Origin of the sequence: Caldanaerobius polysaccharolyticus DSM 13641, assembly GCF_000427425.1 — a bacterium.
Lineage (GTDB): Bacteria > Bacillota > Thermoanaerobacteria > Thermoanaerobacterales > Caldanaerobiaceae > Caldanaerobius > Caldanaerobius polysaccharolyticus.
In genome coordinates, this window is the sequence record NZ_KE386494.1 from 942,238 (window position 1) to 965,434 (window position 23,197).

At 40.4% G+C, this 23,197-nt stretch carries 26 protein-coding genes and 2 tRNA genes; 6 read left to right on the top strand and 22 right to left on the bottom strand.

Annotation, left to right across the window (positions count from 1 at the left end; genetic code table 11):
* Positions 1-12: 12 nt before the first annotated feature.
* The 5 genes from CALPO_RS0105500 to CALPO_RS0105520 form a co-directional block, all read right to left on the bottom strand.
* Complete coding sequence (locus CALPO_RS0105500) at positions 13-648, bottom strand: VTT domain-containing protein (RefSeq protein WP_026486435.1); 636 nt, start codon at positions 646-648, stop codon at positions 13-15.
* 130 nt (positions 649-778) lie between these two features.
* Positions 779-1,669: a prenyltransferase gene (locus CALPO_RS0105505; protein WP_051585845.1), complete on the bottom strand. Its 891-nt coding sequence runs from the start codon at positions 1,667-1,669 to the stop codon at positions 779-781.
* A 37-nt stretch (positions 1,670-1,706) separates the two neighbouring features.
* Positions 1,707-2,426, bottom strand: a complete 720-nt coding sequence (locus CALPO_RS13340) for an IS1096 element passenger TnpR family protein (RefSeq protein ID WP_051585846.1) — start codon at positions 2,424-2,426, stop codon at positions 1,707-1,709.
* Between the two features lie 3 nt (positions 2,427-2,429).
* Positions 2,430-2,651 carry a hypothetical protein gene (locus CALPO_RS0105515; RefSeq protein WP_026486437.1) on the bottom strand — a complete coding sequence of 74 codons (222 nt, stop codon included), beginning with the start codon at positions 2,649-2,651 and terminating at the stop codon, positions 2,430-2,432.
* Between the two features lie 371 nt (positions 2,652-3,022).
* Complete coding sequence (locus tag CALPO_RS0105520) at positions 3,023-3,412, bottom strand: YkvA family protein (protein WP_035172360.1); 390 nt, start codon at positions 3,410-3,412, stop codon at positions 3,023-3,025.
* 363 nt (positions 3,413-3,775) lie between these two features.
* Between CALPO_RS0105520 and CALPO_RS15040 the strand changes: the two genes are divergently transcribed.
* Both CALPO_RS15040 and CALPO_RS15045 read left to right on the top strand, forming a co-directional pair.
* On the top strand, positions 3,776-4,144 hold the full coding sequence (locus CALPO_RS15040; RefSeq protein WP_051585847.1) for a type II toxin-antitoxin system PemK/MazF family toxin: 369 nt from the start codon (positions 3,776-3,778) through the stop codon (positions 4,142-4,144).
* Positions 4,137-4,355 (top strand): type II toxin-antitoxin system PemK/MazF family toxin, encoded by a 219-nt coding sequence (locus tag CALPO_RS15045; RefSeq protein ID WP_026486439.1) that lies wholly within the window; start codon positions 4,137-4,139, stop codon positions 4,353-4,355. Before CALPO_RS15040 ends, CALPO_RS15045 begins: the two co-directional genes overlap by 8 nt.
* Positions 4,356-5,032: 677 nt before the next feature.
* On the opposite strand, the gene rlmH is transcribed toward CALPO_RS15045, so the two are convergent.
* The 11 genes from rlmH to CALPO_RS15050 all read right to left on the bottom strand — a co-directional run bounded on the left by rlmH (position 5,033) and on the right by CALPO_RS15050 (position 15,996).
* Positions 5,033-5,512 carry a 23S rRNA (pseudouridine(1915)-N(3))-methyltransferase RlmH gene (gene rlmH / locus CALPO_RS0105535; RefSeq protein WP_026486440.1) on the bottom strand — a complete coding sequence of 160 codons (480 nt, stop codon included), beginning with the start codon at positions 5,510-5,512 and terminating at the stop codon, positions 5,033-5,035.
* A 43-nt stretch (positions 5,513-5,555) separates the two neighbouring features.
* A complete protein-coding gene (locus CALPO_RS0105540; RefSeq protein WP_245589892.1) occupies positions 5,556-6,671 on the bottom strand; it encodes a S1C family serine protease in 1,116 nt (371 codons plus the stop codon).
* A 12-nt stretch (positions 6,672-6,683) separates the two neighbouring features.
* Positions 6,684-7,463 (bottom strand): MBL fold metallo-hydrolase, encoded by a 780-nt coding sequence (locus CALPO_RS0105545; RefSeq protein WP_026486442.1) that lies wholly within the window; start codon positions 7,461-7,463, stop codon positions 6,684-6,686.
* Positions 7,464-7,469: 6 nt separating this feature from the next.
* Positions 7,470-8,723 (bottom strand): UDP-N-acetylglucosamine 1-carboxyvinyltransferase, encoded by a 1,254-nt coding sequence (locus CALPO_RS0105550; RefSeq protein ID WP_026486443.1) that lies wholly within the window; start codon positions 8,721-8,723, stop codon positions 7,470-7,472.
* Between the two features lie 82 nt (positions 8,724-8,805).
* Complete coding sequence (gene yycI / locus CALPO_RS0105555; RefSeq protein WP_026486444.1) at positions 8,806-9,501, bottom strand: two-component system regulatory protein YycI; 696 nt, start codon at positions 9,499-9,501, stop codon at positions 8,806-8,808.
* Between the two features lie 2 nt (positions 9,502-9,503).
* The gene (gene yycH / locus CALPO_RS0105560; RefSeq protein WP_026486445.1) at positions 9,504-10,805 is read right to left on the bottom strand and encodes a two-component system activity regulator YycH; all 1,302 of its coding nucleotides are present in this window, start codon (positions 10,803-10,805) and stop codon (positions 9,504-9,506) included.
* A 10-nt stretch (positions 10,806-10,815) separates the two neighbouring features.
* Complete coding sequence (locus CALPO_RS0105565; protein WP_026486446.1) at positions 10,816-11,217, bottom strand: hypothetical protein; 402 nt, start codon at positions 11,215-11,217, stop codon at positions 10,816-10,818.
* A gap of 85 nt (positions 11,218-11,302) precedes the next feature.
* Positions 11,303-13,051 carry an ATP-binding protein gene (locus CALPO_RS0105570; protein WP_026486447.1) on the bottom strand — a complete coding sequence of 583 codons (1,749 nt, stop codon included), beginning with the start codon at positions 13,049-13,051 and terminating at the stop codon, positions 11,303-11,305.
* Positions 13,035-13,730 (bottom strand): response regulator YycF, encoded by a 696-nt coding sequence (gene yycF, locus CALPO_RS0105575; protein ID WP_026486448.1) that lies wholly within the window; start codon positions 13,728-13,730, stop codon positions 13,035-13,037. Before yycF ends, CALPO_RS0105570 begins: the two co-directional genes overlap by 17 nt.
* A 12-nt stretch (positions 13,731-13,742) precedes the next feature.
* Positions 13,743-14,561: a peptidase MA family metallohydrolase gene (locus CALPO_RS0105580; protein WP_026486449.1), complete on the bottom strand. Its 819-nt coding sequence runs from the start codon at positions 14,559-14,561 to the stop codon at positions 13,743-13,745.
* A 118-nt stretch (positions 14,562-14,679) separates the two neighbouring features.
* Positions 14,680-15,996 carry a peptidoglycan DD-metalloendopeptidase family protein gene (locus CALPO_RS15050; RefSeq protein ID WP_051585848.1) on the bottom strand — a complete coding sequence of 439 codons (1,317 nt, stop codon included), beginning with the start codon at positions 15,994-15,996 and terminating at the stop codon, positions 14,680-14,682.
* A 116-nt stretch (positions 15,997-16,112) separates the two neighbouring features.
* On the opposite strand from CALPO_RS15050, the gene CALPO_RS0105590 reads away from it, so the two are divergent.
* Positions 16,113-17,117, top strand: coding sequence for a DnaD domain protein (locus CALPO_RS0105590; protein ID WP_026486450.1), 1,005 nt, complete (start codon positions 16,113-16,115; stop codon positions 17,115-17,117).
* The gene (locus CALPO_RS0105595) at positions 17,114-18,097 is read left to right on the top strand and encodes an ATP-binding protein (protein ID WP_026486451.1); all 984 of its coding nucleotides are present in this window, start codon (positions 17,114-17,116) and stop codon (positions 18,095-18,097) included. The genes CALPO_RS0105590 and CALPO_RS0105595 overlap by 4 nt, the downstream gene beginning before the upstream one ends.
* Before the next feature lie 7 nt (positions 18,098-18,104).
* On the opposite strand, the gene CALPO_RS0105600 is transcribed toward CALPO_RS0105595, so the two are convergent.
* Positions 18,105-19,553, bottom strand: coding sequence for a M1 family metallopeptidase (locus CALPO_RS0105600; RefSeq protein WP_026486452.1), 1,449 nt, complete (start codon positions 19,551-19,553; stop codon positions 18,105-18,107).
* 136 nt (positions 19,554-19,689) lie between these two features.
* Here CALPO_RS0105600 and CALPO_RS0105605 point away from each other — a divergent pair.
* Positions 19,690-19,765 (top strand) — tRNA-Lys (locus CALPO_RS0105605).
* 7 nt (positions 19,766-19,772) lie between these two features.
* Positions 19,773-19,846, top strand: a tRNA-Asp gene (locus CALPO_RS0105610).
* Between the two features lie 121 nt (positions 19,847-19,967).
* Here the strand turns inward: CALPO_RS0105610 and CALPO_RS0105615 are convergent.
* The 5 genes from CALPO_RS0105615 to CALPO_RS0105635 all read right to left on the bottom strand — a co-directional run bounded on the left by CALPO_RS0105615 (position 19,968) and on the right by CALPO_RS0105635 (position 23,196).
* Positions 19,968-21,104, bottom strand: coding sequence for an aldo/keto reductase (locus tag CALPO_RS0105615; protein WP_026486453.1), 1,137 nt, complete (start codon positions 21,102-21,104; stop codon positions 19,968-19,970).
* Between the two features lie 206 nt (positions 21,105-21,310).
* Positions 21,311-21,742, bottom strand: coding sequence for a type VII toxin-antitoxin system HepT family RNase toxin (gene hepT, locus CALPO_RS0105620; RefSeq protein WP_026486454.1), 432 nt, complete (start codon positions 21,740-21,742; stop codon positions 21,311-21,313).
* Positions 21,743-21,759: 17 nt separating this feature from the next.
* Positions 21,760-22,203, bottom strand: a complete 444-nt coding sequence (locus CALPO_RS0105625; RefSeq protein WP_051585849.1) for a nucleotidyltransferase domain-containing protein — start codon at positions 22,201-22,203, stop codon at positions 21,760-21,762.
* 60 nt (positions 22,204-22,263) lie between these two features.
* Positions 22,264-22,467, bottom strand: a complete 204-nt coding sequence (locus CALPO_RS0105630) for a hypothetical protein (protein WP_026486456.1) — start codon at positions 22,465-22,467, stop codon at positions 22,264-22,266.
* Between the two features lie 18 nt (positions 22,468-22,485).
* Entirely contained in the window at positions 22,486-23,196 is a 711-nt protein-coding gene (locus tag CALPO_RS0105635; RefSeq protein WP_026486457.1) for a hypothetical protein, read from the bottom strand.
* Position 23,197: the final 1 nt, after the last annotated feature.

The following is a 23,197-nucleotide window of genomic DNA, read 5'->3' on the forward strand; positions in this document are numbered from 1 at the left end:
CCTTCATCCCTCTTAAGCCTTTATTTTCTGTTTCAAAAAGCCAATAATAGCAGGCAACAAAGATATTATGATTATAGCTATTATTACAAAGCCGAAATTCTCCTTTACAACTTTCAGGTTTCCAAAAAAATACCCTCCGAATGTAAAAAGAGCTGTCCAGCTTATACCGCCCACAACGTTATAACTTAAAAACCTTATGTAGTTCATCTCACCGATTCCCGCTACAAATGGAGCAAACGTCCTGATTATGGGTATAAACCTGGCAAGCACTATAGTAATAGCACCGTATTTCTCGTAAAACATTCGAGCTTGCATCAGATACTCTTTCTTGATAAACCTGACATTTTCCTTCTCATATATCCTGTACCCTATTTCTTTTCCTATATGGTAATTTAGCGTATCTCCCAATACAGCAGCTGCCAAAAACACGATATAAAGAACGTAAATGTCAAGGGATCCTATAGCGGCAAACGCCCCTGCAGCAAATATGAGAGAATCACCGGGCAAAAACGGTGTAACCACCAACCCTGTTTCCAAAAACACCACAGCAAAAAGCAAAAAATACGTTGTCGTTCCATACACCTGTATCACATTGCCCAAATGCTTATCCAGGTGTAAAACCACGTCAATAAGGGTCTTTACTATCATTCATTCCACTCCTCAATGTATCATGGTACAAATACCATTATACACTTTTGAGAGAAATTTTAAATTAAAATAAAATTAAAAATTAATGAATATACGAAAACTCTTAACCCCCAGAACAACTAAGCGACTTTCAGAAACCGGCAATAACCAATGCCCCTACGAGGATAAGTCCAAAAACAAAATGAAGCTTTGCCGTCGCTGGCACAAATTTAACTCTATCTACATTGTGAAGCTTATAAACGTTTAATGCCATAGGTACCGTAACCAAAGTCGCGAGGGTAAACAGAGGAAATACCTTAAACAACACCAGAATAACCGTCATCATATACGATCCGACCACAAGCCCTTTATACACTTTAAGACCTGTGGAAAAGCCAAATCTGACCGAAAACGTAGCGATGCCATTTAGTCTGTCTCTCTCAATATCCCTCAACTCATTGCTTATGTGAAGGGCCGGTATAAGGAGCCCCACAGATAGCGACGCTAAAATCACGTGGGCAGGAACTTTAAGAGCAAAAAGGTAATAGGCTCCACATATCATCAAAGGCCCCATCAATACAAATGAAAATAAAGGGCCAAGCCCTTTATCTTTGTAATTAAAGGGGTATCCCGTATAAAAATAACCACCTATCACCCCTATTATGCCAATGGCCAGCACCACAGCGTTTGAAAAATACACCAGTAAAAGCCCTATTAGGCTGCCTGCGAAAAAGCACAGGATTCCACACAAAAATATACATATCTCTGTCTTGGTCCTTTCCATACCCAAAAACCTATACTTTTTTTCAGCCGCGTTGGCGCTATCGTATTTCCCCTCAAAATAGTCGTTAACGAGGTTAACACCTGCTTGAACAAAAAGCCCTACTAGCGTGGAAAGGACTATCATTAAAATCACTACATAAAATGGCCTTCCTTTAAAAAGTTCTCCATCATAAAACGCCATCGAAATGCCCAAAGACGTCGATATAAATGCGATGGTCAAAGAAAAAAACCTTAAAGCTTTCCATATGCTTTTAGCCACCCTATTCACCTCAAATCACTGCCATAAAAAATAGCTGTTATCTCTTTATAAACTTCGGCAAATATGGCACCTCGTCTTCAGGGCTTCCTACATAACCACATACGCCTACCCTCGGAGAATTTGCGAATTCGATCTCCCTCACGCCCTCTTCTTCACACTCGTGTTCTTGGATACAGTCTTCGCAGAAATAGCTCTCACAGTAATAGCAATAATATTTCGCTTCTTTCTCGCAAAAAGAACACTGAAAAACAGGTTCATTATTTCTGGCCATTATTTCAACCCTCTTTTTGACCTCAAAGCCCTTAAACTCGCCAACAACGCTTAAATCTACATAAGTAGTGGAACCGTAATCGTACTTATACGTAAACCTCATACCTACACGCAGGACGTCTGACAGCTTGTAATCCATGCTCTTGGAAGGTTCTCCGAAAAGCCACTCATCGTCCTGAGACACTTCATATCTTTCTCCTTCAATATCAAAACAGCTCAAATGTCCACAGCACTCCACCCATACATCTCTTATAAACTTGTCCAATTTTCTCAATGTCGTTTCCTTGTCAATAGCGATGTACATCCAGAACAGAGAAGGCTCGTATTTTTCCCATATACCTAATACAAAATACTCTTTACCGCTTTTATTCTTTGAATTTTCCATCTTAGATTTTAAATACCTGGCCCTTTCGTAGCATGAACTTAAATGCCTCAGCATACCTCGCCTTTCAAATTCTCTCCCGCAATAATAACATTTTCCTTTCATTTTTTACTCCCCTCTTTCCCTATTTTTATTATAAATCAATTTAAGAAGCCTGTAAATTCCAAGATAACTATCTGGTAACAATGCTAAAGCGGCAACACATATTATACCTGATAATGTAAATGCACTTTGCAATGATATATCCGCAGCTTTATCTATGATTAAGTTAACTACTGCTGCTACAGCAAGGGCATAAGGTATAATCGTCATTAATACAGCATAACTCATTGACTTCTCAAAGTGTTGTCGATGAGTATAGGTACGCCGAATCACATCCCGATATACCCGAAACGCCTAATGCAACAATAACTCTTTATCCGCAAAATACCCCCACGGTATCTCGAATGCAGTTAATAATATGAAATAAATTGATTCAATCATGAAAATCTGATACATTGTAATGCCGCGGTTAAGCCTGTAAAGCGTTGCAACCGGGCCATAAAAAACAAGCCCCTGCAAAAACACAATGGTAATACATGAGGACAAGATTTCTTTTATTCATCGATACACCCCCAAAATATGCATAACAAAAAGACCTTTTTTAAGGCCTGAAAAAATAAGCTCAATTCGGGTGTATCAATTAGGCATAGCAGTCCTCCTTAAAATATTGTATAAAAAATTATCAATCCTATTACTACTACCCATATGAGTACGATGACTATTCCAGATACCCAGCTCTTCGGTTTTCCATTTATGAACGCGTCTTCCGCTTGTAGTCTACATTCTTGCATTACATTTGAAGGTATCATTTTTATTGCCAATGTGATACCTAATGGAATCAACACCAAATCATCCAAATAGCCTAAAATGGGTACAAAGTCTGGAATCAAATCTACAGGGCTTAAGGCATAGCTCACTACAAAAATAGCAAAAAGTTTTGCATACCATGGCACATCAGGTCTTTTATAAGCTAAATACAAAGCTTTTATATCTTTTCTCAAACTTCTGGCTTTTGCCTTAAACTGATTAAAGGAATCTCTCAACCACATACCCGCCATACCCCGCGGCCATTAATTTCACCTTGCTATTATTATATCATATCATATCACAAACATCTTACTCAAAATTTTTACGCTACTTATAATACGGCTCAGCGTATCACTCAATACCTCAAACTCAATTACGAGTATACATTCTCAATTTAATTACACTTTTCCTATAAGAATTTCATAAGATTCTTACTAGAAGTTCATAATTAAACAAATACCTGCACCGTTTCCCTGCCGAACTGCATATGGAATTATAGCAATCATTATAAAAAATATAAATAGTATTGAGAGATAGGATAATGGCACTTATAATTTTATATAATGAGAATATCTTAAAATCATTCAGGGAGGGGGTGACATATTATGGATAATAAGGAGCAACCCGAAATAACACTGCTTTTATCCGATATAGCAAAGCTATTAGAAAAAATAAAATCACAAATAACGAAACCTAATAAAATTGAGAAAATATGGCTTGAACATTTGGTTTTGGGTAAAAAGATACTGGAATGGTCGCTGAAAAAGTACCGCATATTTTTTAAGGGAACTCCAGATGTAGTCAAGAAAGGGTACATATTCTTTTGTGAGCTTGGTTTTAATATTGGAAGCGAACAAAACCACAAACGCCCAGTAATAGTTTTACAAAACGATAAAGGTAACAGCAGTTCGCCAACCACTATTGTGGCTCCAATCACTACACACCGAGGGATGACAGTTTTAATATTTGGATGATCAAGGCAATGAATGCTATAAGAAATTGGACTATTATGAGATACCAGTTGAAATCATGCCTGGCTACAAAAAAGAAATCACTGGATACATAAATCTTGCTCAAATAAGGACCATAAGTAAGAAAAGACACGAAAAGTCACATGTTGCAATTATAAATGAAAGAACATTTAACAAAATAAAGCCTGCTCTGTTGCAATTGCTTGATATGTAAACGATCAATAAGTTTCTTCAGCTGGCTTGACATATTGGCAAAAAGGTTTTAAAATATAATTGTTACAACAGATATCGTTCTAAATGCTATTTAGAACGTTTTCAACTTTTACAGCCAGTATGCTATACTGGCTAAAATCATCTGTATGGTGTAAATCTATAAACTTTCGCATAATATATAGTACAACTATTATCGCATTGGACGCTGTCCAGTGCATTCTCAATCTTTTGTGGGATACCATTAGGGTATCCCATAGTCATGTAGGCTTCGTCGGTATCCACCGCCAGACAAACCGTTGGTTATTCAAACCAATCTCTTCAAAAAAGAATGCTAACTGTTCGTTTTGCGTCATTTTATAAGCGTCTGATATTTTACGAATCATCCTATCTCCGTATTTTTGCCCTTGTAATTTGGGGACAATGATTCTCATACCATCTTCGATTAGTTCATCAAACTACTTATGTTTCTGTGCAGTTAATGTTAAAATAGTGCTCAAGTTTTTGTACAAATTGCTGCCTTTCCTCTGATTTTGCTCCACCACTTCTCTCTCCAATGTAAGCTAAAGTTAAATGTCGACTGTGCATTCTGTTTTTCCCACCGTAGGACCAAAACCATTTCGTACTAGCTTGCTAATGTAGTAACTGTCTAGTACAATCTCGTGTCTATTCTTGTTTCCCTCACTTATGATACGGCTCAGCGTGTATTATCTTGAAACACCTATACAGCTGTTCTAAAAGTATAAGCCTGAAAAGCTGATGGGGAAAGGTAAATTTTGAAAAGGACAGCCTCATATCGGCACTCTCTATAAGTTGATCCCACAAACCCAATGAACCACCTATAATAATGGACAAATCGCTTTTACCAGAAATTATGATGTCATTTAATTTCCGCGCCAACTGCTCTGACGAAAGTTCTTCACCGTTTATGTCTGTAGCGATCACATAGCTTCCTTTTTTTATCCTGGCTCTTATCCTCTCGCCTTCTACCTGTCTGATCCTCTCCCTTTGGGCGTCAGAAGAATCGTCGGGTACCTTCTCATCCGACACTTCAATTATGTTTAACTTACAATAACTAGACAGGCGTTTTTTATACTCCTTAATACCCTCCTGAATATACTTTTCTTTAATCCTACCTACCGCAATAACATCTATATTCATATAAAAATGCCCGGATCACCGGGCTCCCTCCTTTACTTTAAACTCATTGTAACTTGACCTCGACTGTTTTTTTATCCGTTTTAACAGTTACCACATCTCCTGGATTTTTGGCAAAAAGTATCTCCTTGAGCTTAAGCATGGTATTCACAGGTTTTCCATCAATGCTCAGTATCACATCGCCTGGCCTCAACCCCGCTTTATATGAAGGGCCGCTTTTATCAATATCGGCGATGTATACGCCTTTTGTAAGCTTTACGTTTTCGTCAAAATAGCCCGCAATCTCCCTGTCATAGGCCACTATACCCATGTACGCCGGCTTAAAACTCCCCGTTTTGAGTATCTTTTGCGCCACCGGTTTAACGATGTTTATGGGTATGGCAAAGCCCAACCCTTCCGCCGAACTGACCTTGGCGGAATTTATGCCCACTACTCTGCCCTGGGCATCAAGAAGCGGACCACCGCTGTTTCCGGGGTTTATAGAGGCATCAGTTTGAAGCAAATTTTCCAGTATAGAATTTCTGCTGTCTTCCTTCACCATTATGCTCCTGTTAACAGCGCTTATAATCCCCGATGTGACCGACCTCTCAAACCTGAGCCCTAAAGGATTGCCGATAGCTATAGCCTGCTGCCCTACTACTACTTTGTCAGAATCCCCCAGTTCCACTGTAGGCAAATCAGTGGCGTTTATCTTTATTATGGAGAGATCCAAAGATGGATCAGCCCACAATACCCTGGCAGGTAGGGTCCTACCGTCAGCTAAATAGACAGTCACCTTTCGAGAGGTTTTACTGGCCACGTGGTTATTTGTAACAATGTAACCATTAGGATCTATTATAAAGCCGGAACCGGTGCCTTCAACCTGTCTCGTTCTAAAAAAGAAGTCGGTGGTTACATCTACGGTGACTATTCCAACTACAGCAGGCATGACCTTCTCTGCAACGGCTGTAGTAACAGTAGCCTTTACGGTTTCAGGGATAATCACCTTGGTATAAGACTTTGCCGGCGCCTGCATGTCTGGAGGATATGGGAGAACCTTGCCATACAGGTATTGAGGGGCTATGTACGATGTAACTACACCGCCTATAAAAGCACCTATTATAGCAGCTATAAATACCAACCACCATACGCCGCTTTTATTCTTATAATAGTAACCGTTCAACAAATCACCCCTTTACAGGTTTACCACCTCGCCTCTTATATGTCTAGAAGCGATTCTTATATCTAATTTTACGCCGTTTTCCGTAAGTTTATTCATAACGGTGGCCAACGCCAGTTCAGGGGTGTTGTTATTTTCACTGAGATGCCCTAAAAACACCATTCCACATGCTTTTAATCGAGATATCTTTACGAGAAATTCCCCTGCGGCGTCATTGGAGAGATGTCCATGATCGCTTAAAATCCTTCTCTTTAGGAAGTAAGGATAACTCCCTTCTTTTAGCATCTTCACATCGTGGTTGGATTCCAGCACCATCAAGTCAGAATCGAGAACGCAACGGGCCAATCCCCTGCTCACATACCCCAGATCGGTCACCACAGAGACTTTACAGCCCTTATGGGCTACGCTGTACATGACAGGATCTGCCGCATCGTGAGCCTTTCTGCACGCGGTGATATTTAAATCGCCAACGGCAAATGAGCTATTAGACTCAAAGACGCGTATATTGTCCTCCCGAACTTTCCCTATATATGGTGCCATAGCATTCCACGTGAGGCGATTAGCATAAATAGGTATATTAAATCTCCTGGAAAGTACCCCGGCACCTGATATGTGGTCACTGTGTTCATGGGTTATGAGAATTGCATCAATGTCCCCAGCCCAGACCCCTATTTCCTCAAGAGCCCTTTCAATAGTCCTGCCGTTTATGCCGGCATCTATAAGTATCTGGGTGCTGTCTGAGCTCACATAGTAGCAATTGCCATTGCTGCCGCTTCTAATAGAACAAAACCGCAAGGCCCCTCATTCCTTAACTCTTACTATATCGCCGCCAAGCTGGATAAACTTTTTCTCAATACTCTCATAACCCCTATCTATATGCTTTAAATTGTGCACTTCGCTGACCCCTTTTGCCGTCAAAGCAGCGACTACCATCGCTGCTCCAGCTCTTAAATCCGTAGCCGAAACCTCTGCCCCTGAAAGGCTCTCAACTCCTTCTATTATGGCGCTTCTACCTTCTACTTTGGCATTGAGCCCCATGCGCTTCAATTCGTCAATGTACTTAAATCTGCTTTCCCATACATTTTCAGTTATTATACTGGTGCCCCGGGACACTCCCAGTAGCACCGCCATGGGCTGTTGTAAGTCCGTAGGAAAGCCGGGATAAGGCAGCGTCTTTATATCAGTAGCTTTCGTCCGCTCTTTGCATACAACCCTTATGCTGTTTTCTCCTTCTTCTACGGTTACGCCCATCTCCCTGAGCTTTGCAGTCAGCGGCTCCATATGGGTAGGAATAACGTCGTCTACCAAAACATCACCACGGGTAGATGCTGCTGCAATCATAAATGTCCCTGCCTCTATCTGATCAGGTATTATAGAGTATTCACAGGGCTTTAATTCACTGACCCCTTTAATCTTTATCACATCAGTGCCAGCACCCCTTATAGAAGCGCCCATAGCGTTTAAAAAATTAGCTACATCCACCACATGGGGCTCCTTTGCCGCATTCTCTATAACCGTCATCCCTTCAGCCATGCATGCAGCCAGCATTATATTTATAGTAGCACCTACGCTCACCACATCAAGGTATATATTGGTGCCAACAAGCTTATCTGCTTTTGCATTGATAATGCCGTGTTCAATATACACCTCAGCTCCTAAACTTCTAAACCCCTTTATGTGCTGGTCTATAGGCCTCACGCCTATATTGCACCCTCCGGGCAATGGAACGTGAGCCTCTTTGTACCTCCCCAATAAGGCACCTACAAAATAGTAGGAAGCCCTCAATCTATTGGCCAAATTAGCAGGAATATAAGTGCTCTTTATACCGCTCGAATCTATATAAACCGTGTTACCCTTAAAATCCACACCGATTCCTATATTCTCTAACATGTCCATGATGTAAATAGTGTCGTTTATCCTGGGTATATTGGATACAACACACCGAGAGCCCGACAGAATAGCTGCCGGTATTATCGCAACAGCTGAATTTTTCGCGCCGCTGATTTTCACGCGGCCATGAAGAGGTGTACCGCCATGCACTATAAATTTCTCCATTTTATCTTCCCTTCAGCATTCTAGAATAACTCTAAAATAGGTACATGTTAACTTTAATACAAAATCCATCAGTTTTCAAGAACTATTTTGTCTCTACATTACCTGTATAGGCATTTACATAGTAAGTTCTGCCATCTACAACCAATTTCCAAGCGGGTATAGCCTCTCCTGATGTGGCATTATCCCACGTGAAATAATAACCGATTTCCAAATGGGTAACCTTAGTACCTTTTAATTTCCCCGTTTCCCCCAAAACCGAATACACAGCCTGAACCCCGTTGATAACCGACTTTTCTTTTCCTGCAGTACCGTTAATGGTCAAATAAGACCATCTTACAGTGATGTGATCAGGGTAAATATAGACATAAATATAACTGGTATCCACGTAATAGCCCCTGTAAACCTCTCCAAACCGCACGACAAACGAATCAGAAGACGATTGATAAACAGATTTAAGTACGGTATTCCTGTCACCTATGCCGTTTTTATCCAAAAGCTTTTGGGCAAGCTTTTTTGCGCTGTCAACGTCATATACCTTTGTACTCAACCTGTAGGTCTTTTCCCCTCTTCGGTTATGCACTTTTAGCATTTTCATAGGCCTTATATCCTTCGGAACTCTGGCGGCTACAGTGATTCCTTGGCCCTGAAGGTCTTTCACCGATTCAGAAGAAATGCCGTTTTCGTATCCTGAGTTATAATAGGCGTAAATAAAAAAAAGATATATATTCACCAGCGCAAAGGATATTATTAAAATCCACTTGGCCCTCTGCCAATCCACTTTTACTCCCCCATCCACCGGGCATCTTTGGCATCTACAAAATAGGTCCTATTGCCGCTTACGATCTTCCACACCAATCTGCACCTGCTATCGCTGAAGTTCCCGGTATCGTAATACGCCAACTCAATATCAGATATATAACCCGCATCGGGTATATGTTGATATAATACGTCAATAGCTTTAATAGCGTTTATAATTCCCGTTTCCTGTCTGACAGCTTCAGCCACTTTAAGCCAGCGGCTGTATTCCTGGATATTATCATACGATATGCTTACGTTGATGTAATCGCCCTCAGGCATCAGTATAGGAATTCCTTTATAGTCATAGCCAAAAGCTACTTGATAATCCACTCTCTGATCTTTTTTAGACTCTATTATAGATTTAAAATATATGCCTTGGTCAATCCCTCCGTGCTCCTTTATAAACTGTATGGCCATTTTAACGGCTGTCACCATATCCACATTGCGATACCCCATCGAAGAATCATTGTATTCCAATTTGCCATAAGGGTATATCCTTAACCCTTTTTTGCCATCAGTATACGCCACCGTGCCAGATCTCTCCTGTACTTTTCTCACCACCGATAAATCAGTAAAAAAACGCCTCTGTATATCCCTCTCATACCCTCCAAGCAGCTTAATGGACCAATATAAAAAGCCATCGGTATCCACCGGAATAAGCACATCACTGCGTATCTTGCTGTTAAATCCCAATTCGTACGAGGTGGAATAATTGGCGGCACTGAATTTCTCCGCAGAATTTATTAATTGATTTACGTTGGTGGTTATATAACCCAAATCCACCTGATAATACGAATCAGAGGCGGAGTCTTTTATGTACATCATTGGATTTTCTCCACTGGTTATCACTATATCCTTTATGTACTTAGGTGGCGTATCCAACTTAAAGCCAAACAGTTTGCTGAAAAGCTCGTAACGTATGTCTGACGCAAATATGTACATTATAGACCTCTGGCTTATCGCCTTAATCCATTCTGTTTTGTTTATTGACTTTATAGGGTTTTTATTTTTAAGGTCGCGGTATTCTCTCAATATATTGATGAACTCAGACCAGAATCTATCATATCTGTCTCCTACCATAAGGCTGTGAAAAGGCCCACCGTAATTGGCATAGATCATTTCCGGCCTTACAATAGCCCTCACATCGCTATCGTTTATTTCAATGTTTTTTAAAGCACCCCCTGCCGTATAAGGTTCTTCAAACCAGATTTTATAGCTTAAAATAATGCTCGTAATCACGAGGACAACGAGCATCAGCGACTTATAATCCAGTTTTAATACCATTATAATTACCTCATTTTAGCAGAGCATTTATTATATCATCAAAACTGCTAAAATCATCTCCATACCCCAGGTCCTTTAAAAAATCCTTAAGCAACACTATCTTGCCTTTCACTATCTGAAAAGCTTCTCCTTTGCGGGCAACTATGACCAGGTAGTTATTCCCTTCCCTTAAAAGTATCTCTTTGGCGAACAAACCCGATGGGCCTACATACAGGCTTACAGGCCTTCCTTTGTTTATACTTATAGCTATAAACGTACCTGGAATTCCCGTACCTGATATTATATACTTATCGTCGAAGGTCTTGACGTTATCGATGTCTGATTTCACATCAATGAGATTAGCTGCATATCCTACTGTAGTATTGAGTACCATTAATAACACAAGGAGGAAAAAAACTACAGTTTTTTTCATTAAAACACCTCCGCATCCAACAATGCTTCAACTTAATTATAAATTGACTATATTACATCTTTGTTACAACAGTATTAAATTACCTTTACGATGACGGGAGGCATATGCGCACGCTTGTCCCTCTATTTAGTTCGCTCTCAATCTCTATGGTCCCCTTGTGAGCGCTCACTATCTCCTTACATATAGAAAGCCCCAGCCCTGCCCCCCCTAACTCCCTTGACCTAGCTTTGTCCACCCTGTAGAACCTCTCAAACACCTTTTCAATATCTTCCCTGGGTATACCTATGCCATTATCAGTTATGGTAACTATGGCTTTATCCCCTACCAGTGCAGCGCTTATCTCTATCTTGCCATTATTGGGCGTATACTTTATGGAATTATTTATCACGTTTATAAAAACCTGCTCTAGCTTATCAGCGTCTCCCTCAACAGTTATATCCTCCTCACAAAATTTAGTGTACAACTGCTGGGATTTATTGTAAGCCAAAAGCCTCATGTTTGAAACTACGTCTGTAAGCATCTTTTTAAGATCGATGGTCTCCTTTTTCATAGCGTACTTATTGCTGTCAAGATTGGATAAAAGGAGGAGATCTTTTACCAGGCGTACCATTCTATCCACTTCTTTATTCACAACCTGCAAAAACCGATTTCTGGCATTATCATCGATGTCATCACTCATCAACGTTTCCACGTAGCTCTTTATGGTAGTCAACGGCGTCCTCAGCTCATGGGACACATCTGCCACAAATTGCTTTCTCATACTGTCCAGCTTTTGCTGTTCTGTTATATCGTGGATGACCACTACGAACCCTTCTGTTTCATCCCTATCCCCTTTAAATTGGGCAAAATGGGCATTAAAAACCCCATTTGAGGTCTTGAAAACCATCTTATTATTTACTGACAGGTCTTCAAACGCCATAGTTTGTCCTGTGAGCTCCTTTATCATGTCAAAAGCGTTGTCGCCTTCAGACACCGGATAGCCCGACAGCATCGATCTTGCCGCGCCATTAATCACCTGTATGGTGCCGTCTTTAGAGGCGGCAATGACGCCATCGCTCATGTTCATCAGTATTCCTTCTGCCTTGCTCTTTTCTCTAGCTATCTCATCAAGGGTACGCCTTAACCTCCCCGTGAGGTAGTTAAACATGTTAGCTAGCCGCCCAATCTCATCGTCAGCCCTGACCTTTATCACCTGGTCAAAATCTCCGTTAGCAAGGGCTTCGGCCTTATTGGTAATCTCCTTTATAGGCTCTGTAATTGTCCTAGCCAAAATAAAACCCAGGACAATAGTAATCAGCACAGCTATTACAGTAGCGCTAAACAAGATGACTTTGACATCATTTATCGTCTTTAAAGTTCTATCCATGGAAGCGCCCATATATACCACAGCCTCCACATCACCCTGGCCAGACCTGACGGGATAGGCATAATCCATGGTGTTTTTTTCATCATCTTTTATGGGCTTTAAAGTCTTGCTAAAGGAAAGGGCTTGAAAAACCAGAGGAGATATGATCCTGCCATTTCTGTAATCAGTACCTTGAATAATTCGCCCTTCTTTGTCCAGCACGTATATGTACTTAAGCTGGGAATCAGGTGACATATAAAGGTACAAAATGGTTTTTATGTTTTTCCCATCTTTGATGTTATCTTTTAAAATAAAGCTCAAGCTTTTGGCCTGGTACTCCAAGTAATCAGCCAGATTTTTGAACTGGTAGTCCTGAAAGGATTTAATAAGGTATACTCCTACGATTTCCATAGCAAGCAATATCAGCATCAAATAAATGATGACAAGTTTCCATTGCAAGCTTCTATACGATCTAAACTTCTTTTTCACTAAAATAGTATCCCACTCCCCTTTTGGTGTAAATGTATTTCGGATTGCTGGGGTCATCTTCTATCTTCTCTCTTAACCGCCTTATAGTCACATCTACCGTCCTTATATCGCCATAATACTCATATCCCCATACTTTCTCCAGCAATGTCTCCCGTGAAAAGATCTGGTTTTTATTCACCACAAGAAACTTCAGCAGTTCAAACTCCCTAGAGGTAAGATCCAACACCTTGCCGTTTTTCATGACTTCGTACTTGAGAAAATTGATTTTTAAATCTCCCGCTGTTATAACCTGCCCTTCTGACATATCCCCATTCATAATAGTTCGGCGCAAATTGGCTTTTATCCTCGCTAAAAGCTCTCTCATGCTGAAAGGCTTGGTAACGTAATCATCAGCTCCCAGCTCCAGCCCTAGCACCTTATCTACTTCGTCGTCCTTTGCCGTCAGCATGATTATAGGCGTTTTCATCTTGCTCCTTATGCTCTTGCAAACCCCAAAGCCATCTACGCCCGGCAACATAACATCCAATAATATAAGGTCAGGCTTTTCATCAAAAGCCTTTTTAATAGCCTCATGGCCATCATAAGCCGCAGAGACGGCATATCCCTCTTTTTGCAGGTTAAAACACAATATATCCACAATCGGCTTTTCATCGTCTACTACAAGTATTTTTGCACCCAAAAATGCTTCCCCCTATCTACTGTTAATATCGATGACATCAATGGATGTATTTAACACATCCTCAAAGGCGCCATCCATCGATCTGCCGGCGCCCAGCTGCTTTAATATGTCTACGATCTTTTTATTTCCGTACTTCACGCTTATATAATTGACGACCTCAAAAGACCTCTTATAGGCCAAAATCTCATCCAGCTTGTTGAAATTAGCAGTAAGCTCTTTTACAGTATAAGGTCCGTTTTTATAGGAAAACCCCTCACCCCACTTATAATTATTTAACCTGAATTCCTCGTTTAAGGCAATACCCTCTGTAAACCATATGGGGTAATTCCCTTTGGCTATATCGTCAACCACAAAGTGGGTGTACTCGTGTAACACAGGCCCTTCCTTTCTAAAAACCTCATCTACATTCTTTTTCCCATCAATCCACAGATCTGGTGATAAAACGCCTATGACGCCGTTTAAATACACGCCCATAGCATCATCTCCTTTGGGCAAGGAAAGGCTTTTATCCATAACAGCCCTGGAGTGGAATATAATTATATCTACCTTTTTTGTGGGATAGTAGCCCAGATCCTCTCCTACTCTTTTATAACTGTCCTCTGCTACGCTTTCTACCAGCTTTACGTATTTTGCATCGGCATCAGTGTATTTAATGACAAAGTGCTTTGTCTGCACTTCGCTGTATCCGTCCATTTTGCTTACAATCCTATTTTGCTGAAACACTTTGTATACAGGATAAGCCGTAGCCACTACCTTCCCTGAGTATAACCCCGTGTAGATAGCTACAGATACCAAGAGGCATATCAAAATTATATCAATTATTTTCCTCACAGCAAAAGCCCCCTTTACAAATTATATTATAAAATAATTCGTTTTATATTTCTAGGAAAGCACATTTAAAATTTAAAAAGAGCAGGAAAATGAAATCACATCTTCCTGCTCTTTTATATTATTTTAAATAATTCATGGGATTTTGAGGTATGCCGTCTTTTCTCACCTCAAAATGCAGGTGTGGGCCTGTGACGTGCCCTGTGGCACCTACCTTTCCAATAACATCCCCTTTTGACACCCTCTGTCCCACTTTTACGAGTATAGAGCTGAGGTGGCCGTAATACGTCACATATCCGTTTTCATGGTCTATCTTTATGAGTTTACCATAACCCGACTCCCATCCAGCAAATACCACTTTGCCCGCATCGGAAGCTTCTACAGGCGATCCGTAGCTAGCCGCAATATCCACCCCTGTATGCATCCTACCCCATCTCATGCCAAAGCGCGAGGAAATACCACCTCTTGAAGGGTACAAAAATGTGCCACTGGCTATCATGCGATTGGTACCTTTTACAACCACCTCAGTTACGGGATTTTTTACTATAGATTGGCTTATAGCCTTTTCAGCAACCTTGATGCCATTTTCCATTACCTCGATAACATGGAACACCTTGCGCCCGTTTTCACCCTTTTGCTTTACAGCTATTGAACCATACGGCGCTTTGGGATCATAAGTCACTTTTACATCGTACGGTATCTGCTGTTCTCTTTCAAAATCCCGCGTCGTCACTATCGTAATGTACTTCTTTTCAGCATTAAGCTTTATGACATCACCAGGATTAAGATCTTCAGTAATTCCGGGATTGTATTTTTTCAACGTATCCACGTATGTATCAAACTTCCTGGCTATGGACCACAGGGAATCGCCCTGTTTTACGGTATATGTCTTTACCACATCTTTGGTGCCGTTCTTTAACATGTCTACCATTTGGTCTTCGCTGATCACCTCAGAGGGGTTTACATCTCTTTCTTTAAAGGAAACTCTTTCCTTTATATAATAGCCGCTGATCTGCCCGGAGGACTTCTGCAACGCATAGGGCCTCAAAAGCTTTACAAATACATCTTTTGCCACTTGATCGCTTTTAACCACGCCAACGCTTTTCCCGTCTACAAATATTTCAACACCTCTAACTTTATACCCTAAGGTCCTCAATATGTTTTTTTTCAACACGCTATAATCCGTTAAATCCCTCGACCACATCCTCTTGTAATCCAGATTTCCCTTAAATTTAACGTCAATGCCGTAATCTTCCTTCATCTGCTTCTTTACATCCTGAACAGCCTTATCCACCGTATCCACATCTCTTACCACAGCTATCAATTTGTTCCCTGCATAAACACCGTAGGCAAGCGATTTACTTATATAGTACGCGCTACCTATCAAGATAACAGCCAGCACAGATACCAAAATATACAATCGCTTTCTACTACCCATTTCATCAACTCCTCACATTTGCAAGCTCCCGCCTTTTATTATAACATAATTCCCTCCTATCTCAAAATATATGCCTTTTTATCTTTTTATGCTATAATATGTACGAGGTGTTACATATGCTGACGTTTAAATTTCAGAATCCCGAAGAGTTTGGCATAACCCCTGTGGACAACTTCTTCATAGAATACCATATGGTCGATGCTCCCGGCGACTTTGTAAAAGTATACCTTCTTGCACTCAAATACTGCTATACCGGTCAAAACAAAATCTCCAACGCGACGCTCGCTAACAAATTGGACTTACTGGAAAGTGACGTAGTCAAAGCCTGGGAGTATTGGTCCGAAAAGGGGCTTGTCAATGTAATAAAATTACCATCAGACAAGGAAGATAACATCATAGTAGAATTTATCGATCCAAAGTACAGCGCAAAACTAAATACGGGATCTGATAAGGTTATCAGCGTCATGGACAAGCCTGAGATCAAACAGGTATTTGAGACCATTGAGAAAATAGTCAGCAGACCTCTTTCTCCAAAAGAAATGGAAATGTACCTGGAGTGGATAGATGAATACTCCATGTCTCCTGAAGTGATAATAATGCTGGTTCAGTACTGTATATCTAAAAACATTCACTCGCTTAAATACATGGAAACAGTAGCGCGAAGCTGGCACGACGCAGGTATAAGAACCCTCGACGATGTGGAGGCTTACCTTAAAAAAGAAGAGCAGAATTACATAAATTACAGGAAGATATTAAGATTTCTGGGGCTTGATGACAGCGAAATCATGGAATTGCACAAGGAATACATGTCAAAATGGCTCAACGACATGGGCTTTGAATTGGACGTAGTGCTGGAAGCCTGCAAAGCATGCACCCTAAACATAAACAAACCCAATTTCAGCTATATAGACAAGGTGCTCACGTCATGGGCAAGGGAAGGAATTAAAACAATGGAGGACTATAGAAAACGGGCTGCTCAGCTGAAGTCAGACAGAGTTGCCAAAAGCACTGAATTTCAGGTACCCAAAAACTACTTTAACAGCTACAAGGATCAGCGAAAATACAATATAGCAGAATTAGAAAAAAAACTATTGGCCAGGAGCAGGAGTGAAGAGCCATGAACAAAGAAATTGCCTTTCAGATAATGCGGGAATACGAAAAAAAACAGGATGATGTAATCCGCGAGATAAAGAGAAAAACTCAAGAAGTGTACTCAAAAATCCCGCTAATTGAAAAAATCGACGCAGAACTTTCTAAAATCTCCCTGTATTTTATAAAAAACTCTTTTTACCACCCTGACAAGTCCCAAGAGTACATCGTCCAGCTTAAAAAGAAAATAAACACCTTAAAAGAAAAAAAAATCCATATGCTCACAGCCAATGGCTATCCTCCTGATTACCTAGAACCCAAATACCAATGCCAGGATTGCAAAGACACCGGCTTTGTTGATGGCAAAAAATGCCATTGTTATAAAAGGCGCCTGATCGAGATATGCTATGAAAAATCAAATTTAAAAGAAGTCCTCAAAACCCATAATTTTAATAACTTCAGACTGGATTTTTACTCCGAAGATGTAGACCCTGAACAGGGGATGTCCCCTCGTCAAAACATGCAGCAGATATTAGAAAGAAGCCGCAAATTTATCCAAAGCTTTGGCGAAAATGACGGCTACAGCTTTCTTTTTTACGGCAGATCAGGACTGGGCAAGACGTTTCTGTCATACTGTATCGCAAAAGAACTGCTGGACAGAGGGTATGTGGTCTTATACCTCACTTCTACCGATCTATTTGACATCCTCAGGGAATTTAAACTCAGCGATGACGATTACACCGATGAGCATATACAGATGATCTTTGACAGCGATCTCCTTATTCTGGACGACCTAGGCACTGAACCTCTTACAGGATTTACCTTGCAAGAGCTCTTTAACGTAATAAATAAGCGTTTAATTCACGGCAAAAGAATGATCGTGTCCACAAACCTGACATTGGACGAGATCACTTCTTATTACCCTGAGAGAATTTATTCAAGGCTTTTGGGAAACTTCAAGCTGTTTTATTTTTTCGGCGAAGACATAAGGCTAAAAAAAAGGGACATCTAGGTATATTTCAATAAAGCCACTCTTGAAAAAATCCTCCCAGATCTTTACCGTATACCTGTGTAGCCACATCTATGAGGTTTTGAGTAGTGGCATTTTTATACTTGTAATCGTTATAATACTTTCTCAATATCTGATTAAACACCTTATCGCCTACCAGTTTCCTAAGATGGCTATACATGACAGCCCCTTTATTGTAGGTCAGGTTAGTATAGTCCTCCCATCCTTTAAATTGAGACAGCGGTTTAAGGGTATTAGTATCCTTGGAAGACGCCATAAACTCCTCAAAAGGCTTCTCTATAGCCTTTGAGAACACGTTATCGGCAACGGACTTGCCGTAATACCCTTCCAGATACATGATAGTGGAGTACTCGGTCAGTCCTTCGTCCAGCCATGCCTCATTAACCTCGTCGTTGCCCACAACGCCATACCACCATTGATGGGCAGTCTCATGGGCAATGACGTACTCCATATTGAATACGTTAGACTTTGTATACAATCCTTTGTCGATCATAACCAGGTTGGGATACTCCATTCCTCCCACGTAAAAATCCGCCTGTACTACGGAAAATTGATGGTACGGATAGGGTCCTATATAATCGCTGAAAAACTTTAAAGCGTCTCTTCCATACCTCAACGCCCTCTTGCCAAACTCATCTTCTGAAAAATAATAGCTGTATACAGTAATACCGTTCACTTTATCTGAGGCTATTTTAAACTTATCGCTTACCACCATGGCAAAATCCCTTACGTTTTTGGCCACGATAGACCATGTTTTATAGCCGCCCCGGACTGCTTCCTTTTTAATATCCCCTGTGGAAGCCACTATAAAACTCGCAGGGGTTTTTATTGAAACCCTGTAATCCCCTACATCGCTGTAAAAGGGGTCTCCTAATATCCAATAAGCATCCTTATGCCAGCCTTTTTCATCGTAAACACAAGCTATAGGGTACCAGTTGGTTATATTGTAAGTATACTTCCCGTGCCCAAACCGACCTTCAGAAGGAGGAATTTTAATGGTATATGACATAAAAACGGCTATAGATCTGCCGCTTTTTAACGGTTTTAGAAGATCAACCTTTAAAATCGTCTTATCCCTGCCTTCTATAGTAAAAGGAATGCTCCTGCCACCGACTTTCACCCACTGTATGTCTATCCCCCCTGGGGAAAAACCCGAAGGATATGCCTTGGAAAATTCACTGGGGAAAAAGGGAGCTGTCTTCTCATCCCTAAACGCATTGGGGTAGATGTGAAAGATAACCTCTTTAAGTGACCTCCCCGACGTATTGACGTAAACAGTCTTTTGGACGGCCGTTATGGTTTTTTGAGCTGGGTCAAAGGACGCTGTTATCTCGTAAAGATTTTTATGGGGCACACTGAGATTTTGGTAAGCCAGCAGCGAAAAGACCAAAATTGCCAATACCACAACAGCAAATACATATTTGCGCTTTTTTAACATGGGACACACCCCTCCTGTATGATCCTCCTATATGATCACTATTATAATTTATTACAGTATGTACAAAGTAGAACAAAATTTTTAAAAAGTCCTTGACATACAAAGCCCACTTAAGTATAATATAAAAATGTGAGCTGACCCATTAGCTCAGGAGGTAGAGCACTTGCCTTTTAAGCAAGGTGTCCCGCGTTCGAATCGCGGATGGGTCACCATTTTTATGGCCCGGTAGTTCAGCTGGTTAGAACGCTAGCCTGTCACGCTAGAGGTCGAGGGTTCAAGTCCCTTCCGGGTCGCTAAAAGTGCGAAAAAGGTATTACAGAACTAAAGAGTGGACCGCGGTGTGCTCGCCGCGGTTTAGTTTTTTGGGGTGCAAAAAAAGGCCTCCATTTGTGAGGCCATTTTTATTTATGCTTTTTAAGCCCTTTCAAAATACGCTGCTACGTCTTTCAGGAGATCGATTATGGGAAGATGTTGCGGACACACACTTTCGCAGTTCCCGCATCCCACGCAGTTACTAGCCTTTGCCTCTTTCAACCCATTGTAGTCTCTCTTACTACCTTCAAAGATATTATACATATGAGCTTCGTTATATATAGTGAAATTGCGCGGAATATTTACGCCATTGGGACAAGGCATGCAGTAGTTGCACCCTGTACACGCTACAGGCGAAAGTTCTTTATACCTATTACGCACCTTTTCAATAAGTTGCAGCTCCTCTTCTGTAAGGGAATTGACTCCAGAACGGCTGGCGCTCTCTATATTCTCTTTCACTTGCTCCAGCGTACTCATGCCGCTTAACACCACAGTTACCTCAGGCTGATTCCACAGCCACTGAAGCGCCCATTCAGCAGGGCTTCTCTTTACTTTGGCAGTATTCCACAGCTCTTTTATAGGCTCAGGTGGATTGTTTGCAAGCCTACCGCCCCTTATAGGCTCCATTATAACCACGGGTAAGCCTTTTGATGCCGCATATTTGAGCCCTTTTTCGCCAGCCTGCACGTCTACATCCATGTAGTTGTACTGTATCTGACAAAAATCCCACCCGTCGTAATCATCAATGATCTGTTTGAAGACGTCGAATTCATCGTGGAAAGAAAAACCTATATTCTTTACTTTGCCTTCGGATTTAACCTTATCAATCCACTCAAAAACGTTCAAATCCTTGTATTTATTCCAGTGATCTTTATTGAGAGAATGTAACAGATAAAAATCAATATGGTCCGTCTGCAATTTTTTTAGCTGTTCATTTAAATATTTATCCATATCCTGTTGGCTTTTGATAAGCCAGGACGGCAGCTTTGTAGCTAATTTAACCTTTTCCCTGTAACCGTCCTTTAATGCCTTACCTACGACCAGTTCGCTATTGCCACCGTGGTATGGCCAAGCTGTGTCTATGTAATTTACACCGTTATCTATAGCATACCTTATCATTTCAATAGCTTTAGGTTCGTCGATTTTATTATTATCGCCATCGATGACAGGAAGTCTCATAGCGCCAAAACCTAATGCCGAAACTTTCCACCCTGTCTTGCCAAAATCCCTGTATTGCATAAACAACCTCCTATAAAAGAATTTAAATATAAATATACGTGAATAATTATAGCATAATATTTACATAAAATAAATAAATGTTAAAAAAACAACAGTGTCCTCCTTAAGACTGGGACTTTTTGAGATAAGCCCTTAAACGTTACTATTGTATTCTGGTGATAAACAGCACATCGACGTTAACGCTTTCACTCATAAAATATCCCCCTTTAATCATGCACACTTCCGATGTATTTTTTAATCTCAGATACAAATTCTTTTATATCACCTAATTCTGTGGTTATTATATCGTACAGCTCCTCCTCACTTATCATATGGTACATATGTACCATCCTGTTTCTATATCCTGCCATTTGTATAAGCTTATCGCGCAAATCACCTTTTATAATGCCTTTTTCACCAAGGCCCCTCGCAATAGCCTTATATTCCATAGACATATCAATACCACCTGTTTTAGCCAATATATGCCGCCCTATATCAAAAATGGCTTCCAATGTTCGACGCAAAAAACTTTCAGTGGCCGCCACATTTTTTTTGTCATGCAAAAAAGAAGCTTTATCCATGGAAGACAGCTCTTCTAAACCCTCTATATAGCTATTTATTAATGCAAGTCTGTCTAGTATAAGCTGGCGATTTATCATGATTATCACCTTTACTTTTAGTATTTTTCCAAAACTTCCTCAGTATATTTATCCAGGACATATTTAAAATCTGCGGCTCTGCGCAATATCATCATCTCATATTCATCTTTAAACTCTTCTGATATGCTGTATACACAGACACCCTTTAATGCCTCACATTGGAATATTGAATTATTCTCCTGCAAAAAGATCAGATCTAGTGGATATGGCTTAAAGATATCTTCCATTTCGTTGTATATTTTCGCATACAATTTATACCTGTTTTTAATTTCATCTATGTTTCTAAAAAAAACCACGCCCACATCTATATCCGCTAAAGGATCGTCAATGTTCACCACATCACCTTTTAAAATTCTCAAGGCATTTTCCTTTTGAGACCCAAACAGGTAAGCCAATGCTATATCATTTTCTTTGCATATCTTTATAAACTCATCCTGCGTTTTCGTTTTTTTTCTATCCATATCACTCACCACTGATATTATAACATAAAATCCGTTTTTTATCGCAAACCATAATTACCTCTATTTGAAAAGCTTTTTAAGTAATTTAAAAATATCAAATGTGGTTCTGTTATAAACCTTGTTGTAAACATACTTTTTCGGATCCCTCAACCATCCATACCCTCTGGGCATCTTAAGGCCTGCTCTATGCACTATTTGCCTCCTTAAGCTTGTCCTGGCCGATATCCTCTTTTTCAGGCTTGGCTTTCTTATGCCAAATTTCATCAATAATACACCCCCTCGTTATAATAAAATAACAAGCTCATTGCCCATCCTATTTAACTTTAGCACATCGGACTTATGAAAATCACATATACCAAATTCAATATCAAAGGGGAACGCTTCATAAAGCCTGTTGACTTCATAGTAGTTTACGTAGGGTCTATTATGTGCCTTTAAATAACATTCTAAAAAGAAGTGTTTAAAATGCGTATCTTCGATTTTAATCGAAGCTGTTCTTTTATACAAGCCAGGTTTATTCTGCCTTTCAAGCACACCCCACTGAGCCATGGAACCCAATATTTTCCCTACGGCATATTTAACCGTGCTGCGCTCGCCCCATATCTCATAAATCCTGTTTTTCACCATTTTCAGTGTAAAACTGTCCTGAAGGTTTAAAAGCCTGCCAACAACCTTTATAATATCCACAAAAATTGGATACGCCAACATAAGCATACACCAATGGAGCATTATTCTTTCATTTCCACCAGCACTTTTATACAAGCTCAACGCCCTATCCCTCAACTCCACACAGTCATCGGGCACATTTACCCATGTACGCATCAAGACCTTTAAGACATTATTGGCGTGTTTCTCGCTTTTTAATTCTCCTCTCAGGTATTCTTTTAGTTCCTGTCTCGACTTGCTTTCATCTCTTTCTACTGAATATATCTCTACTGCTTTGTCAAGCCATTCCAATCTGATAAATCTATTAAAGCCAACCATTCTAAGCACT